Origin of the sequence: Pseudomonas brassicacearum (assembly GCF_009601685.2) — a bacterium.
Taxonomy (GTDB): Bacteria; Pseudomonadota; Gammaproteobacteria; order Pseudomonadales; family Pseudomonadaceae; genus Aquipseudomonas; species Aquipseudomonas kilonensis_B.
This window is the reverse complement of record NZ_CP045701.2, coordinates 2,348,852-2,364,655: the sequence shown is the minus strand read 5'-3', so window position 1 is coordinate 2,364,655 and position 15,804 is coordinate 2,348,852. Positions and strand designations below refer to the sequence as shown.

Below are 15,804 nucleotides of genomic sequence, written 5' to 3'. Positions count from 1 at the left end.
TCCTACAGGGTTCAGGCCTTTTTCTTGTAGGCGATGCAATCGATCTCGACCTTGCAATCAACCATCATGCTCGCCTGCACGCAGGCCCGGGCCGGGGCGTGTTCCGGGCTGAAGTACTCGCCAAAGACCTTGTTGAAACTCCAGAAGTCCCGTGGGTCTTCCAGCCATACGCCGCAGCGCACCACGTCTTCCAGGCCGTATCCGGCCTCTTCGAGAATGGCGACCAGGTTCTTCATGGTCTGGTGGGTCTGCTCGACGATCCCGCCGACAATGATCTCGCCGTTCACCGCCGGCACCTGGCCGGACACGTGCAGCCAGCCATCGGCCTCCACGGCGCGGGCAAATGGCCGAGGCTGACCTCCACCTGCGGTGCTGCCGGTGCCGTAGCGCGTAATGCTCATGGGTTATCTCCTTATTGAATGAAAAGTTAAAAACGCGTGTTCTTGAGAAATTCCGCCAGGCGCGGTGATTGCGGTCGCTCGAACAACTCTTTGGGTGGCCCTTGCTCCTCGATGCGGCCCTGGTTCATGAACACGATCTTGTCGGAGACCTCGAAGGCAAAGCGCATTTCGTGGGTCACCAGCAGCATGGTCATGCCGTCTTCGGCCAGGCCCTTGATCACGTTCAGCACCTCGCCAACCAGTTCCGGGTCCAGGGCCGAAGTGACTTCGTCGAACAGCATCAGGCTGGGGTTCATGGCAATCGCCCGGGCAATCGCCACGCGCTGCTGCTGGCCGCCAGACAACTGGCCGGGAAAGTGATCGCGCCGCTCCAACAGGCCCACCCGTTCCAGCCATTTCTCGGCCAGGGCCACGGCTTCGTCCTTGGGCAGCTTTTTCACCTTCAGCAGGCCCAGGGTGACGTTCTGCAACGCCGTCAAATGCGGGAACAGGTTGAATTGCTGGAAGGCCATGCCGGTCATGGCTCGGTGCCGGGCAATGACTTTCTCGGCGTGGCGCACACGCTTGCCGTCGATCTCGTCGTAGCCGATGGACTCGCCGTCGAGCACGATCTGCCCGCCCTGGAATTCTTCCAGCATGTTGACGCAGCGCAGCAGCGTGGTCTTGCCCGAACCGCTGGAGCCGATCAGCGTGACCACGTTGCCGCGCTGCATGCTCAGGTCCACGCCCTTGAGTACTTCCAGCGGGCCGTATTGTTTGCGCAGGCCGCGAATGTCCAGCAGCGGCTGGGTGTTGGAGAGGTTCATGTTGGGGTTCGTGTTGGAGAGATTCGAAACGTCAGTCATGGCAACGCCACCCGCTTTTCAATGTGCCGCCCGAGTAATTCGATGGCGTAATTGATGATGAAAAAGAGAAACCCGGCGAACAGGTAAAACTCCAGGGTCATGAAGGTCCGGGCGATGATCTGCTGGGTGCTGAGCAGCAGTTCGGCGACGCCGATCACCGACAGCAAGGTCGAGGCCTTGACGATCTCGGTGGAGGAATTGACCCAGGTCGGCAGGATCTGCCGCAAGGCCTGGGGCAACAGCACGTAGCCCAGCGACTGGTAGAACGTCAGGCCGATGGCCTGGCTCGCTTCCATCTGCCCGCGAGGCAACGCCTGCAAGGCCCCACGCACGATCTCGGCCACGTGAGAGCCACAAAACAGCGTCAAGCCCAGCACGCCGGCCTGAAACGCACCGATCTGCCAGCCCAGCGCCGGGGCCATGTAGAAGCAGGCCAGCACCAGCACGAACACCGGCGTGCCGCGAATCAGGTCGACGTAGAAACGAAACGGCGCACGCATCCAGGTCCGACCGTAAGTCAGCACCAGCCCGACGACCAGGCCGATCAACGTGCCCAACAAAATCGCCAACACCGAGCACTGCACACTGGTCAGAAAGCCACTCCACAGGGTGTCCCGGGCAACCCATAACTCATGCAACCAACTGGGGGATTCGTACATGGGAAACTCCTAACGGCGGATCGCCAGGCGCTGCTCGAAATACCGCAGCACCATGGCAATGAGGTAACAGGCCGCGACATACAGGGCCGTGGTCACCATCCAGGTTTCGATCACCCGGTAGCTCTCCACGTTGATCTTGCGGGCGTAATAGGTCAGTTCCGGCACGGCAATCGCCGCCGCCAGGGAGGTGTCCTTGAACAGCGAAATGAAGTTGTTCGACAAGGCCGGCAACACGTTGCGCAGCATCACCGGCACCGTGACGTAGGCCTTCACCTGCCACTCGCCCAGGCCGATGGCCAATCCCGCTTCCCGCTGGCCCTTGTGAATGCTCATCAGCCCGCCGCGAAACACTTCGGTCAGGTAGGCCCCGGCGTACAGCGAGAGGGTGATGACGAACGACGGCAGCTTGTCCAGGCGGATGCCCAGGCTCGGCAAGGCGAAGTAGATCAACAGGATCAACACCAGGATCGGCGTATTGCGGATCACCGTGACATACACCGACGCCAGCACCCGCAGGAGCCGATGTTTGCTCAGCAGCGCGAACGCCATCGCCAGGCCGATCACGCAACCGATGGCGATCGACACCAACGCCAGGGAAAGTCCCAGGCCCAGCCCCGCCAGCAAGGTGTCGAAATCGCGCCAGACGGCGGCAAAGTTCAACTGATAATTCATGGTCGGCAGTACCTTAGCCGGAGCGCCAGCAAGTGGCGCCCCGGGCTCACAGGGTCATTTGAATTCAACGGGGAAACCGATCGCTGGCGACGGCAGCTCGACGCCAAACCACTGCTTGAAGGACGCCGCATAGGTGGGGAATTCCACGCCGGTCATGGCTTCATGCAAGGTGGTGTTGACGAAGTTCAGCCAGTCCTGGTCGCCACGCTTGACCGCACAGGCGTAGGTTTGCGGGCTCCAGGCATAGGCCGGGCTGCGGTAGCGGCCGGGGTTCTGCACCATCAGGTACTTGACCGAGGACTGGTCGGTGGCGGCGGCATCGGCGCGGCCGGAGTTCACTGCCTGGTACATCAGGTCGACGCTGTCGTATTGATCGACCTTGGCCTTGGGCAGCGCCTGGTGCACCAATTCCTCGGCGTAGACATTCTGCAGCACCGCCACGGTGACGCCGTCGCCGGCAGCCTTGAGGTCTTCGATTTCCTTGTACTTGCTGTTGGCCGGCAGCAGCAGGCCCACGCCTTCGCGGTAGTACGGCAGGGTGAACGCCACTTGCTGGGCGCGGCTGGCGGTGACGGTGATGAACTGGCAGCTCATGTCGACCTTGTCGGTCAGCAGGTTGGGTATGCGCGCATCGGAAGACTGCACCACGAACTCGACTTTCTCCGGGTCGTTGAACAACCCCTTGGCGACCATCCGCGCAATGTCGATATCAAAGCCCTGCAACTTGCCATCCGCTCCCTGGAAGTGCCACGGCGCATTGGTACTGCCCGTGCCCACGATCAATTTCCCCCGCTGCAGCACGCTGTCCAGCTTGCTGTCGGCCGCCTGAGCGACCCCCATGGCAGCCGTCGTGGCCGCGAAGAGAAAAACACACGCTTTTAACAAGGAAGGTCGGCGTTGCATGGCAAGCACTCCAAGGTCAGTTTATTCCGCTATACCGGAACATGGTATGTAACAACGGAATAGACAGCAGAAAGTGTGCCACAGGCATGCAGCGCGCGAGTGAGGAAAATGGAAAGTTAAGGAAATCAGGGGGATGGGAGAAACAGGCGTCCGCACAGTGGCATCTGCGTGCGAACGCTATTGCTACCGTTGGCCACGACGCACGGGTAACAAGGCCCCAAACCGGGTACTCGGCGCACCCGGCGCACCGAAACGGAGCCACCCTGGAATTTGTAAATGGATACCCTGTGGGAGCGAGCTTGCTCGCGATGGCGGCATATCAGTCAATATTGATGGCGACTGACCTGACGCTATCGCGAGCAAGCTCGCTCCCACAATGGTTCGGCGGTGTGCCTGGCTATTTGCGCTTGTAGCTCTTGCTGCCGCCGGGCGTGAGGCAATAGACCCCGCCCCGGGGACCGACGCAGTAATTGCCACTGCCGCACTGGCAACCCTCGGATGATTTGAGCAACAACTGCGGCCTGGCCTCGTTCCGAAGCCCCAGCACAGCGGAACAAGACTTCTTCGAAGCACTGATGGAGCCGTCATTGCACAGGAAGGTATCGCCGTCACACCCGGCAATCCCGCCCTTGCGCCCGGAACACGGTTGATTGGCGGCAAGGGTCGAAGTACACAGCGCCAACAACAGGGTCGCGATACAGGCGCGAAGCAAGGCAGACGTTCCGTGACAGCGATTCATGGCAGCTTTCCCGGCCGACAGATGGCCCTATGCTAGCACTGGATACCCGCTGCACCTAACGCCCGCAAAACCTCACCCTGGACAACATCCGCAAATCCCCCTCGCGGTAATAGTCATCACTCCAGCTGTCATCCACCGCCAGTGGCTTGACCTGCTTGAGGGCGAGTTTTTTCGCGAAGTAGCGAAAGCGGTAATGCTCATAGAAACGCAGCAGTTCCAGCCCGTAGCGGTCGGCCAGGTCGGTGTCGCCCTGGATGATCAGGTAGTTCTCGTCGTTGCCATTGCTGGCCGCGGCGCTCAGGTTGTGGCTGCCGCTGAGGATGGTCGGTGTGTCGCTGGTGAAGTCGGTGACGATGGCTTTGGTGTGCACCAGCAGGTTGCCCTTCTGGCCTTTCATGTTTTCCTTGAGCCAGCCTTCCAGGCCGGTGTTGAGCAAGGCGGTGGCGGCGAATTCGGCAGTACGGTCGGCGTGAAAGCCGGTGATGCGGCTCTTGGTGTTTTGCAGGCCATAGCGCAACACGTCGTCATTGGGCTGGCCAAGCACGGCGTCGAGAATGCGCTCGGGCAAGACGAATGCGGTGACGAACAACAGGTCCTTTCGCGCGCCCTTGATGATGTCGACGAAGCGGTCCAGGTCGCCCTCGCCGGTGCGTGGCGAGAATCCGGTAAACAGCGCCTTCTTCGGTGCCATGGGGTTGTTCCGGGTCAGTCACTGGCGAATGGTATCGACGTTCTGCGGTGCGGCCCAGATCTGCTCGAACACTTGGCGGTAGCTGTCGCTCACCTGTGGGTCATCCAGCACATGAACGACGTTGGCTTGGCGGTAGACGCCGTTGGCGGTGAAGTTGGTGCTGCCGCACAGCACAGCCTCAGGTTGTAGCGCACCGCCGCCATCAACCTTGCTCAGCACGATGAACTTGTCGTGGAAAATGTTGTGGGTGACCCGCCCGCGTTTGTTGGCGGCCGGCAGTGCTTGGAGGTTGGCTTCGTTGCGTTGGGTGGTGTCGTCTCCTGGTTCGGCGTGGTACAGCACTCGAACCTGTGCCCCGCGAGCATGAGCGGCGTTGACCGCCTCGACGATCACCGGCAGTTCGTATTCATAGATGGCGACATCCAGGGCCCAACTGGCATCCAGCGCCCGGTCGATGAAGCCGGTCAAGCGTCCCAACAAGCCATTTTCCAGCCAACGACGCGGGGCGTCGGGCCAGGCTTCGATGGACAGTTTTTTGTTGGCGCTGATCAAGGCATCCACTTCAGGAAACTTGCGCTGGAACGCCTGGCTGGCGGCCACCGCCCGATTGAAGATGACCTGCTGGTTGGCCGGCTGCCCGTCGTCGCTGGTGACGGTGACCTCCAGGAAGTCGCCCAACTGCGGTGCATCGGGGCTGCCATAGGCCAGGTGCACACGGTAGCGAATCGTCACGCCGGGGTTGACTGCGTAGTCGGCCCAGCGAAATTTCTGCAAGGGTGCCTTGTCGCTGGGGGTGGCGTGGAACTGAGGAAAGGTGTGGGCCTTGTCGGGGAAGGTCAGACTGTTGAACAGGAACAGCCAGGGCCTGTCACTGTGCTGCTTCTCGATGGCAAAGCCCAGCAGACCCTTGCGCCGGGATTCAGCCAGGTCCATGGCGAGCAGCACGCCGTTGGTGCCGGCATAGGCCTTGACCCGAAAATCGTCCTGGGCGTTGGTGACGAGTACGCGCATGGTTCACTCCTGTGAGGGGGCTGCCTGAGCATAGTGCAGTGATGCGGGTTAGATGGTCAGATCAGGGACCGACGCGATGAGGCCTTCACAGTCAAAGAACATTTCAAGTGATTTGATCAATATGCCGATACTCCGCCCCCAACCGCCCCGCCAACTGCCGGGCCCGCCCCAGGCGGATCGGACCTCTTTCAATGTCGATCAGCAGGCACGGACAATCGAGAAACGGCGGTGAAAGCCCCTCCTTGACTCGTCCATCGGTCATCACCAAGACCCGCTGCTGCTCCGCCGGGTAACGCTTGCGCCGGGCCACCAGCCAGCGCCCGGCCTCCTCCAGCGCCGCCAGCAACGGTGTACCGCCACCGGCGCCCAGGCCGTCGAGCCAGTCGCGCAAGCCGGCCGAGGCCTTGAGCCCTTGCACCTGCCAATTCGGGACAGTGCCGCTGGCCCTCAACAGTGCCAGGCGGGCGCGTTGGCGGTAGGCGTCGTCGAACAGCTGCGCCAGCAAGCCCTTGCCGTCACTCAAGGCGCGATGACGACGGGTCGAGGCCGACGCATCGACGATGACCAGCCACAGCTCATGGGGCGAGCGATGGCGCCCATGAAAGCGCAGGTCCTCACGCAGACGTGGTCGGCCATTGAGCAATGTCCCCGGCCAGTTCACCGCACCGCTGGCCGCCGCTTTGCTGCGGCCCTGGCGGCCCTGGTCGAGTCGTCCGGCACGGGGTCTGGCATTCGCCCCCGCCGGCGAACGGGGGCGAATGCCTAAGGCTTTTTTGGCCAGCTCGGCACGTCACGCCGGGCACCGGTCGGCAATGCCCGGGCCGGCAGGTCGCCCCACTGGCCCTGGCCTTCGTTGGGCTGGGTCGCTCCATTGGCGGGCGTTTGCGGCGCCTGGGACGGTGCCGGTGTCGAATGCCCATGCCGCCGGTGCCGCAAGGCAAACTCGGCGACCGCATCGATGTCTTCATCGGCAATCGCAGCAGCCCCGCGCCAAGCCGCATGGGCCCGGGCCGCCCGCAGCCAGACCAGGTCGGCGCGCAAGCCATCGACCCCGGCGGCAAAGCAGCGCTCGGTGATCTGCGCCAGCGCCGCATCGTCCAGGGCGATCCCGGCCAAGCGGTCGCGTGCCTGTTGGCAACGTTCGCGCAACTGCTGCTGGGCCGTCTCCCACGCTGCGCAGAACACCAGCGGATCGCTGTCGAAATCCAGCCGCCGCCGGATGATCTGAGCGCGTTCAGCCGGTGCAGTGTGACCGTCGAGGGCGACGTTGAGGCCGAAACGGTCGAGCAACTGCGGGCGCAGCTCACCCTCTTCCGGGTTCATGGTGCCGATCAGCACAAAGCGCGCCGGATGCCGATGGGAAATGCCGTCGCGCTCGATCAGGTTGGTGCCGCTGGCAGCCACATCGAGCAGCAAGTCCACCAAATGATCGGGCAGCAGGTTCACTTCATCGACGTACAACACGCCACCGTCGGCCTTGGCCAGCACGCCGGGAGAAAACTGCGCGCGCCCTTGCCCCAGGGCCGCGTCCAGGTCCAGGGTGCCCACCAGCCGCTCTTCGGTAGCACCGAGGGGCAAGGTGACGAACTGACCGCTGGCCAGCAGGTCCGCCAAGCCCCGGGCCAGGGTGGACTTGGCCATGCCCCGCGGCCCTTCGATCAGCACACCGCCGATTTTCGGATCGATCGCGGCCAGGCACAGGGCCAGTTTCAGGTCATCGGCGCCGACCACGGCGCAGAGCGGGAAATGGGGGGTGTGGGTCATGTTGGATATCTCATGGATGTTCGGTGGTAGGAGCTGCCGAAGGCTGCGATCTTTTGATCTTGATCTTGGTCTTTCGCTTGAGATTTAAGGGGTATGGGTAAAGATCGCAGCCTCGTTGCACTCGACAGCTCCTACGGAAGGTAGGGGCAACCCAGCGGGAATAATCCCCTCGCCACAGGTCAACCCATCACAGACATTGTGTCCCGCCTGCTGAGTAGGCACGTCAGCCATCTTCTTCTATGTCCAACAACAAATTCTCCAGCGCCTCGCGGTACTCACCCGGTTCCTGCCACATCCCCCGCTGCTGCGCTTCGAGCATGCGCTCGGTCATGTCCCGCAGGGCGTCGGGGTTGTGCTGGCGGACGAAATCCCGGGTGTCCGGGTCGAGCAGGTAGGCATCGGCCAGCAAGGCGTACTGGTGATCGTCGATCAATCGGGTGGTGGCGTCGAAGGCAAACAGGTTGTCCACCGTCGCCGCCAGTTCGAACGCACCTTTATAGCCGTGACGCTTGACCCCGTCGATCCACTTCGGATTCGCCGCGCGGGAACGGATGACGCGGTTGAGCTCTTCTTTCAGGGTGCGGATCTTGGGCAAGTCCGGCTGGCTGTGATCGCCATGGTAACTGGCCGCCGCATCACCACTGAGGGTCTCGACCGCCGCCAGCATGCCACCCTGGAACTGGTAGTAATCGTTGGAGTCGAGCAGGTCGTGCTCGCGGTTGTCCTGGTTCTGCAGCACCGCCTGCACCTGGCTCAAGCGCCGGGAGAACTGTTCCCGGGCGGCAGTGCCTTCATCGCTGGCGCCGTAGGCATAACCGCCCCAGTTCAGGTACACCTCGGCCAGATCCTCGCGGCTCTGCCACAAGCGACCGTCAATCGCGCCCTGCACGCCTGCGCCATAGGCCCCGGGCTTGGCGCCGAAGATTCGCCAGCCGGCTTGGCGCGCCGCGGCGTCTGGTTCCAGGCCCGACGCCAGCAAGGCTTCGCGCTCACTGCGCACCTTGGCTGCCAAGGGGTTCATGTCGTCCGGCTCATCGAGGGCGGCGACGGCCTGCACGGCGGCATCGAACAGGCGGATCAGGTTGGCAAAGGCATCACGGAAGAAGCCGGACACGCGCAGCGTGACATCGACCCGAGGCCGGTCCAGCAGGCTCAGCGGCAGGATCTCAAAGTCATCGACCCTTTGGCTGCCCGTGGCCCACACCGGACGCACGCCCATCAACGCCATGGCCTGGGCAATGTCATCGCCACCGGTGCGCATGGTGGCGGTGCCCCACACCGACAGGCCGAGCTGGCGCAGATGGTCGCCGTGATCCTGCAAATGCCGCTCAAGGATCAGGTTCGCCGATTGGAAACCGATGCGCCACGCCGTGGTGGTGGGCAGGTTGCGCACGTCCACCGAGAAGAAGTTGCGCCCGGTAGGCAATACGTCCAGGCGCCCGCGGCTCGGCGCACCGCTGGGGCCGGCCGGCACGAAGCGCCCGCTCAAGGCATCGAGCAGGCCGCGCATTTCCGCCGGGCCGCAGGCGTCCAGGCGTGGGGCCACGACGGATCGCAGGTTTTCAATGATGCTGCCCACCACCTCCCAACCTGGCGCGTCGAGCTGCTCCACCGCACCGTCCAGCGCCTGCTCGATCAACTGTACAGCGAACAGCTCCAGGCGCTCGCGCGTATCGCCGGTGGTGCGCCAGGGCTCGGCGCTGACCTGGCGCAAGGCCTCGGGACAGTCGCCAGTCCAGGGTTCGCCCAAGGCACAGTCCAGCGGGTCGAAACCCAGCCCGAACGCCTTGGCCAGCGCCCGCAACAGACTCGACTGCGCACCTTTGCCGTCGCCACGAGGAATGCGCAGTAACGCCAGCAACGTGTCGATGCGCAGCCGTCCGCTGGGCGACTCACCAAAAATATGCAGGCCGTCGCGGATCTGCGACTCCTTCAAGTCGCACAGGTAGGTGTCCAGGCGTGGCAGCCAGATCGCCGCATCGGCATCGCTATCGAGCGCGGCATCGAGTTGCAACTCGCGGTCGATGTGCGTCTCGCGCACCAGGTTGAGGATGTCCCGTTGCAGTTCCCGGGCACGGCGCGGATCCAGCAATTGCGCCTCGTAGTACTCGTCGGCCAACAGCTCGAGGTTACGCAGCGGCCCATAGGTTTCGGCCCGGGTCAGCGGCGGCATCAAGTGGTCGATGATCACCGCCTGGGTGCGACGCTTGGCCTGGGCCCCCTCGCCCGGGTCATTGACGATGAACGGATAGATGTTCGGCAGCGGCCCCAACAGCACGTCCGGCCAGCAGTTTTCCGACAGCCCGACGCCCTTGCCCGGCAACCATTCAAGGTTGCCGTGCTTGCCGACGTGGATCACCCCGTGGACGCCGTAGGTGTGGCGCAACCAGAAATAAAACGCCAGGTAACCGTGGGGTGGCACCAGGTCCGGGTCGTGGTACACCGCGCTCGGGTCGACCTGGTAACCCCGCGCCGGCTGGATGCCGACGAAGGTCAGGCCCAGGCGCAGGCCGGCGACCATCAAGCGTCCCTCGCGGAACATCGGGTCCTGCGCGGGCGAGCCCCAGCGCGCCAGCACCGCTTGGCGATTGGTTTCGGGCAGTGCGTCGAACAAGGCCTGGTACTCGGCAAGGGCCAGGCTCTGGTGACAGGGACGCAAGTCGAGGCTGTCCAGGTCATTACTGACCCCGCCGAGCAATTGCTGGATCAACGCGGTGCCGCTTGCTGGCAGTTCAGCCGGCAGTGGATAGCCCTCGGCCTGCAGGGCCCGCAGGATATTCAGCGCCGCCGCCGGGGTGTCCAGGCCGACGCCATTGCCGATGCGCCCGTCGCGGGTCGGGTAGTTGGCGAGGATCAGCGCCACACGCTTTTGGGCATTGGGCAAACGCGCCAGGGTGGTCCAGCGTCGGGCCAGCCCAGCGACAAAATCCATACGCTCGGGCGCGGCCCGGTAGCAGACCACGTCGCTCTGGCTGCGCTCGCTGCGCCAGGCCAGGTCCTTGAAACTGATGGGGCGGCTGATGATCCGTCCGTCCAGTTCCGGCAAGGCTATGTGCATCGCCAGGTCCCGTGGTCCCAAGCCCTGCTCGCTGGCACGCCAGCCGGGTTCGTTGTCCTGGGCGCAGATCGCCTGGATCACCGGGATGTTGCGACGAAACGGGCGCAGATGCGCAGCTTCGGGGCTGGATTGAGCGAAGCCGGTGGTATTGAGGATCACGCCCGCCGCCACTTCGTCCAACCAATCCTCTACAAGTGCAAGGCAAGCAGGCTCCTTGAGGCTGGCCACGGCAATCGGCAGCGGATTGAGCCCCGCCGCTTGCAGGCGCTGGCAGAACACGTCGATGAACGCGGTGTTCGCCGCTTGCAGGTGGGAGCGATAAAACAGCACCGCCGCCACTGGCTGCCCGGCGCTCCAGTCGGCTTGCCAATCGTCGAGGTTGGCGCTGGTTTTGCGCGGGTGATAGATGGCCGTGCGCGGCAAGGCCTGCGGCTCGGTCCACGGATAATCGCGGCCAAACCATTGGCTGCCCAGGTTGTGAAACAGATCCAGGGCATTGCCCAGCCCGCCCTGGCGCAAGAACTGCCAGAGCCGGTCGCGGTCTTCGCAGGGGACGTTGCTCAGGTCGCTGAGCTCCGGGTCCGGACGATCATCCCCCGGCACCAGGATCAGCTTCACCCCGCGCCCGGCCAACTCCATCAGGCGCTCGATACCGTAGCGCCAATAGCCGATGCCGCCATGCAGCGACAGCAGGATGACCTTGGCGTGGCGCAGCACGTCTTCGACATACAGATCCACCGAAGCGTGGTTTTGCACCTGCATCGGGTTGGCGAGGCGAAACTGCGGATAATCATCCGGCAACTGCTTCGCCGCTTCGGCCAGCAGCGCCAGGCTGGAGTCGCCGCTGCACAGGATCACCAGTTCGGCGGGGGTTTGCCCCAGGTCGGCGATGTTGTCATCCGACACAAAACCGCCGGGCTGGGTCCTGAGCAGGTGCATGGCTTAGGCGCCGAGGGCGGCGCGCAACTGCGCTTCGAGCAGCGCGGCGTCAAGCGCCTGGCCGATCAGCACCAGACGGGTGACCCGCGCTTCCTCGGCGCCCCACTGGCGGTCGAAATGCTTGTCGAAACGCGTGCCGACGCCCTGGATCAACAGGCGCATCGGCTTGTTTGGAATCGCCGCGAAACCCTTGACTCGCAGTACGCCGTGCTGGACCACCAGTTGCGTCAGCGCGTCGAGCAACAGGCTTTCGTCAGCCTGGGGCAGTTCGATGGAAATGGAATCGAAGGCGTCATGATCGTGGTCATCATCGTCGCCATCGTGGTGATGGTCGTGATGGCTGTGGCGGCCGTCGATGTGTTCTTCGGAACCGGCGCCCAGGCCGATCAGCACGTCCAGCGGCAGGCGACCGCTGCTGGCTTCGATGACCTTGACCGCCGGTGGCAGCTCTTCGGCGACCTCCTGGCGAACCTTGGCCAGGTCTTCAGGACTGATCAGGTCAGCCTTGTTGAGGATCACCAGGTCGGCGCTCGCCAGTTGGTCGGCGAACAGTTCGTGCAGCGGCGATTCGTGGTCCAGGTTCGGGTCGAGTTTGCGCTGGGCATCGACCTGGTCGGGGAAGGCGGCAAAGGTACCGGCGGCCACGGCCGGGCTGTCGACCACGGTGATCACCGCATCGACGGTGCAGGCACTGCGAATTTCCGGCCATTGGAAAGCCTGGACCAGCGGCTTGGGCAGGGCCAGGCCGGAGGTTTCGATCAGGATGTGGTCGAGGTCGCCACGCCGAGCCACCAGTTCGCGCATCACCGGGAAGAACTCTTCCTGCACCGTGCAGCACAGGCAGCCGTTGGCCAGTTCATAGACGCGGCCGTTGGCCTCTTCTTCGGTGCAGCCGATGGAACACTGCTTGAGGATCTCGCCGTCGATGCCCAGCTCGCCGAATTCGTTGACGATCACGGCAATACGCCGGCCCTGGGCGTTGTCGAGCATGTGCCGCAGCAAGGTGGTTTTACCCGAGCCGAGGAAACCGGTGACGATGGTGACGGGGAGTTTGGCCAGTGTTTTCATCGGATGCCCTTTGGCAAGGTGGCGGGCAAACGGGACGACGACCGCTGGCACAGGCGTGCGCGGAAGATTTCGCCACCGGATCACCCCGCCCGGTTGTAGTGAGAATCTGTCTCGAGGCAGGTCTCCTGGCTGACGGCGGGCCAATCTTTCGACTGGCAATTGCTGCGCCTTCCCGTGTGCCCGTTTAAAGAGAGCATGCACAGTGGCCTTGCAGAAACAGCACCGTTCACAGTTGCGGGGGCAGCCGCGGCTTGGACCGCGTTCCCTTCTTAGCTTCGGCGCATGCCGAAGAACCTCGAAGGCGCAAGGCTACGCAGGGTGTGGTGGCGGGTCAATCGCCGCAAGTAATCTGCATGACGCCGTTGTGGCGAGGGAGCTTGCTCCCGCTCGGTTGCGCAGCGACCGTAAAGAACCGGGGGCCGCTGCGCAGCCCAGCGGGAGCAAGCTCCCTCGCCACAACAGCATGCTCGCCGCGCCCCTTGTACATTGACGCCCCGCCCCCGCCCATGCTCTCCTGTGCATGGTTTGCGTAGCGGGTTCTGCTAGCTCAAATTCTGGCGTCCGAAGTTGGGCTAACAGAACCCGCTACGCAAACCACTTGTCATGGGTGCCCTTCACAGGGTGAAACGGGAAACCGGTGAATCGTGTGCTTTACTCCAAAGCCACGTCAGTCCGGTGCTGCCCCCGCAACGGTAAGCGAGCGAAGCGTCTGAACCACTGTGTCCGCGGACATGGGAAGGTGACGCTTGCAGGCCAGGCGCAAGCCCGGCCCCTCGCAAGCCCGGAGACCGGCCCATGACTCATGCATCAACAAACCCGCGGTGGGCGGGCGCTGTTCGAACCTTGGTGGGCTTTCGCCCGGGGTCTCATCGCGCTCATATCCCCCACTGAACAAGAACAGAGGGAAGCGCCATGTCGACCATCAGCAGCACCGCCCGCACCGCCAGCAGCACCACCACCCTGAGCCAACGCCTGAGCGCCGCGATCCTGGCTTCGATCCTGGGCGCGGGGCTGGTCTATTTCGCCGGTTTCTCCCACATCGAAGCGGTGCACAACGCCGCCCACGATACCCGCCACAGCGCCGCTTTCCCGTGCCATTGAGAACTGACGCCATGATCAAGCGTATCGCGCAGACCGCTGGTTTCAGCGGCTTGCTGGCCGCCCTGCTGCTGACCCTGCTGCAAAGTTTCTGGGTATCGCCGCTGATTCTCCAGGCGGAAACCTTCGAGAAGGCCCCGGCGACCGAGGTCCATGAACACGCCGACGGAGCGGCTCATACCCATGATGCCGAGGCCTGGGAGCCGGAAGACGGCTGGCAGCGCGTGCTGTCCACCACCGGCGGCAACCTGGTGGTCGCCGTGGGTTTTGCCCTGATGCTGGCGGGCCTGTACACCTTGCGCGCACCGACTCGCACCTCCCAGGGCCTGCTCTGGGGCCTGGCCGGCTATGCCACGTTCGTCCTGGCGCCGACCCTCGGCCTGCCCCCGGAATTGCCGGGTACCGCAGCGGCCGACCTGGCCCAACGGCAGATGTGGTGGATCGGCACCGCAGCGTCCACGGCGGTGGGCATTGCCTTGATCGCCTTTGGCCGGCATTGGCTGCTCAAGGTGCTGGGCGTGGCGACGTTGCTGGTGCCCCATGTCATCGGTGCGCCGCAACCCGAAGTCCACTCGATGCTGGCGCCCCAAGCGCTGGAAAGCCAATTCAAGATCGCCTCGCAGCTGACCAACGTCGCGTTCTGGCTGGCCCTCGGCCTGATCAGCACCTGGCTGTTTCGCCGTGATGGCCAAGCCCACCACGACGCATGAGCACCAGGCCGATCCTGGTGGTCGGCCTCGGCTGCCAGCGCGGCTGCCCGGCCAGCACGCTACGAGCATTGCTCGACCAGGCGTTGCTGGCCCATGGCATTGCGCTTGATCAGGTGCGAGCCCTGGCCAGTATCGACCTCAAGCGTGACGAACCGGGCCTGCTGAAACTGGCCGAACAACTGGCGCTGCCGCTGATTTGCTTCAGCGCCGAGCAGTTGGCCGAGTATCAGGAGCGGCTCAGTCACCGCTCCGAGATCGCCTTCGAACGCACCGGTTGCTACGGCATCGCCGAAAGCGCCGCCCTGGCCTTGGCCGACCAGTTGGGCACAGCGCCCGCGACGCTGCTGATGACTCGCCAAAAAGGCCCCAAGAGCACGTTGGCATTGGCGGTCGTGGCGTAAATCCCGATAATCGGCGCCCAGGATCATGAGCGATCTTCATCTGGGCGATGCTCACCTACCTTTCACAGGAGCCGGTCATGACCGTTTACTTCATCGGCGCCGGACCCGGCGACCCGGATCTCATTACCGTCAAAGGCCAGCGACTGATCCGCCACTGCGCGGTCATCATCTACGCCGGCTCGCTGGTGCCGACCGCTGTCCTTGAAGGCCATTGCGCCGAACAGGTGATCAACAGCGCCGAGCTGCATCTGGAACAGATCATCGAATTGATCAAGAGCGCCCATCTCAAGGGCCAGGACGTGGCCCGGGTGCATTCCGGCGACCCGAGCCTGTACGGCGCCATTGGCGAGCAGATTCGTTGCCTGCAGGAATTGGGCATCCCTTTCGAAATCGTCCCGGGTGTGACCGCGACCTCAGCCTGCGCCGCCCTGCTGGGCGCCGAACTGACCTTGCCGGACATCTCCCAAAGCCTGATCCTCACCCGCTACGCCGACAAAAGCCCGATGCCCGCCGGGGAAGAATTGGGCAGCCTGGCGCAGCATGGGGCGACCATGGCGATTCACCTGGGGGTCACTCATCTGGAAAAAATCGTCGACGAACTGCGGCCCCACTACGGCGCCGATTGCCCGATTGCCGTGATCCACCGGGCGACCTGGCCGGATCAGGATTGGGTGATGGGGACGCTGGACGATATCGCAGCAAAAGTACGCGCCAAGGGCTTTCGCCGCACGGCGCTGATTCTGGTGGGACGTGTGCTGGGCAATGATGTATTCAGCGAGTCTTCGCTTTACCGCGCCGGGCATGCGCATCTCTACAGGCCCTGAAGCTCAGCAAGACCCAACCTG

Annotated in this window: 14 protein-coding genes, 1 pseudogene and 2 riboswitches; of the genes and pseudogenes, 4 read left to right on the top strand and 11 right to left on the bottom strand. The window is 63.7% G+C overall.

Features of this window, described 5'->3' with window-relative positions:
* Positions 1-11 precede the first annotated feature (11 nt).
* From GFU70_RS10380 to cobW, 11 genes and pseudogenes are all read right to left on the bottom strand, one after another.
* Positions 12-401, bottom strand: coding sequence for a RidA family protein (locus GFU70_RS10380; protein ID WP_058543921.1), 390 nt, complete (start codon positions 399-401; stop codon positions 12-14).
* Between the two features lie 26 nt (positions 402-427).
* Entirely contained in the window at positions 428-1,246 is an 819-nt protein-coding gene (locus GFU70_RS10375) for an amino acid ABC transporter ATP-binding protein (RefSeq protein WP_064106783.1), read from the bottom strand.
* Positions 1,243-1,905 carry an amino acid ABC transporter permease gene (locus GFU70_RS10370; protein WP_058543920.1) on the bottom strand — a complete coding sequence of 221 codons (663 nt, stop codon included), beginning with the start codon at positions 1,903-1,905 and terminating at the stop codon, positions 1,243-1,245. Before GFU70_RS10370 ends, GFU70_RS10375 begins: the two co-directional genes overlap by 4 nt.
* A gap of 9 nt (positions 1,906-1,914) precedes the next feature.
* Positions 1,915-2,577, bottom strand: a complete 663-nt coding sequence (locus tag GFU70_RS10365; RefSeq protein WP_058543919.1) for an amino acid ABC transporter permease — start codon at positions 2,575-2,577, stop codon at positions 1,915-1,917.
* A 54-nt stretch (positions 2,578-2,631) separates the two neighbouring features.
* Entirely contained in the window at positions 2,632-3,480 is an 849-nt protein-coding gene (locus GFU70_RS10360) for a transporter substrate-binding domain-containing protein (protein WP_058543918.1), read from the bottom strand.
* 397 nt (positions 3,481-3,877) lie between these two features.
* Positions 3,878-4,219, bottom strand: a complete 342-nt coding sequence (locus tag GFU70_RS10355) for a hypothetical protein (RefSeq protein WP_153387978.1) — start codon at positions 4,217-4,219, stop codon at positions 3,878-3,880.
* A 55-nt stretch (positions 4,220-4,274) separates the two neighbouring features.
* A pseudogene (locus GFU70_RS10350) lies at positions 4,275-5,921 on the bottom strand (phospholipase D-like domain-containing protein).
* Between the two features lie 103 nt (positions 5,922-6,024).
* Entirely contained in the window at positions 6,025-6,582 is a 558-nt protein-coding gene (locus tag GFU70_RS10345) for a vWA domain-containing protein (RefSeq protein WP_081264377.1), read from the bottom strand.
* 101 nt (positions 6,583-6,683) lie between these two features.
* Positions 6,684-7,685 carry an ATP-binding protein gene (locus tag GFU70_RS10340; protein WP_058543914.1) on the bottom strand — a complete coding sequence of 334 codons (1,002 nt, stop codon included), beginning with the start codon at positions 7,683-7,685 and terminating at the stop codon, positions 6,684-6,686.
* A 223-nt stretch (positions 7,686-7,908) separates the two neighbouring features.
* Entirely contained in the window at positions 7,909-11,682 is a 3,774-nt protein-coding gene (gene cobN, locus GFU70_RS10335) for a cobaltochelatase subunit CobN (protein WP_153387977.1), read from the bottom strand.
* A gap of 3 nt (positions 11,683-11,685) precedes the next feature.
* Positions 11,686-12,750: a cobalamin biosynthesis protein CobW gene (gene cobW / locus GFU70_RS10330; protein WP_058543984.1), complete on the bottom strand. Its 1,065-nt coding sequence runs from the start codon at positions 12,748-12,750 to the stop codon at positions 11,686-11,688.
* 97 nt (positions 12,751-12,847) lie between these two features.
* Positions 12,848-13,063, bottom strand: a riboswitch (cobalamin riboswitch).
* A gap of 275 nt (positions 13,064-13,338) precedes the next feature.
* Positions 13,339-13,562, top strand: a riboswitch (cobalamin riboswitch).
* 100 nt (positions 13,563-13,662) lie between these two features.
* Here cobW and GFU70_RS10325 point away from each other — a divergent pair.
* The 4 genes from GFU70_RS10325 (at position 13,663) to cobM (ending at position 15,783) form a co-directional block, all read left to right on the top strand.
* Positions 13,663-13,851 (top strand): CbtB domain-containing protein, encoded by a 189-nt coding sequence (locus GFU70_RS10325; protein WP_014338677.1) that lies wholly within the window; start codon positions 13,663-13,665, stop codon positions 13,849-13,851.
* An 11-nt stretch (positions 13,852-13,862) separates the two neighbouring features.
* On the top strand, positions 13,863-14,558 hold the full coding sequence (locus tag GFU70_RS10320; protein WP_153387976.1) for a CbtA family protein: 696 nt from the start codon (positions 13,863-13,865) through the stop codon (positions 14,556-14,558).
* Positions 14,555-14,959, top strand: a complete 405-nt coding sequence (locus tag GFU70_RS10315; protein ID WP_153387975.1) for a cobalamin biosynthesis protein — start codon at positions 14,555-14,557, stop codon at positions 14,957-14,959. Before GFU70_RS10320 ends, GFU70_RS10315 begins: the two co-directional genes overlap by 4 nt.
* 77 nt (positions 14,960-15,036) lie before the next feature.
* Positions 15,037-15,783, top strand: coding sequence for a precorrin-4 C(11)-methyltransferase (gene cobM, locus GFU70_RS10310; protein ID WP_153387974.1), 747 nt, complete (start codon positions 15,037-15,039; stop codon positions 15,781-15,783).
* Positions 15,784-15,804: the final 21 nt, after the last annotated feature.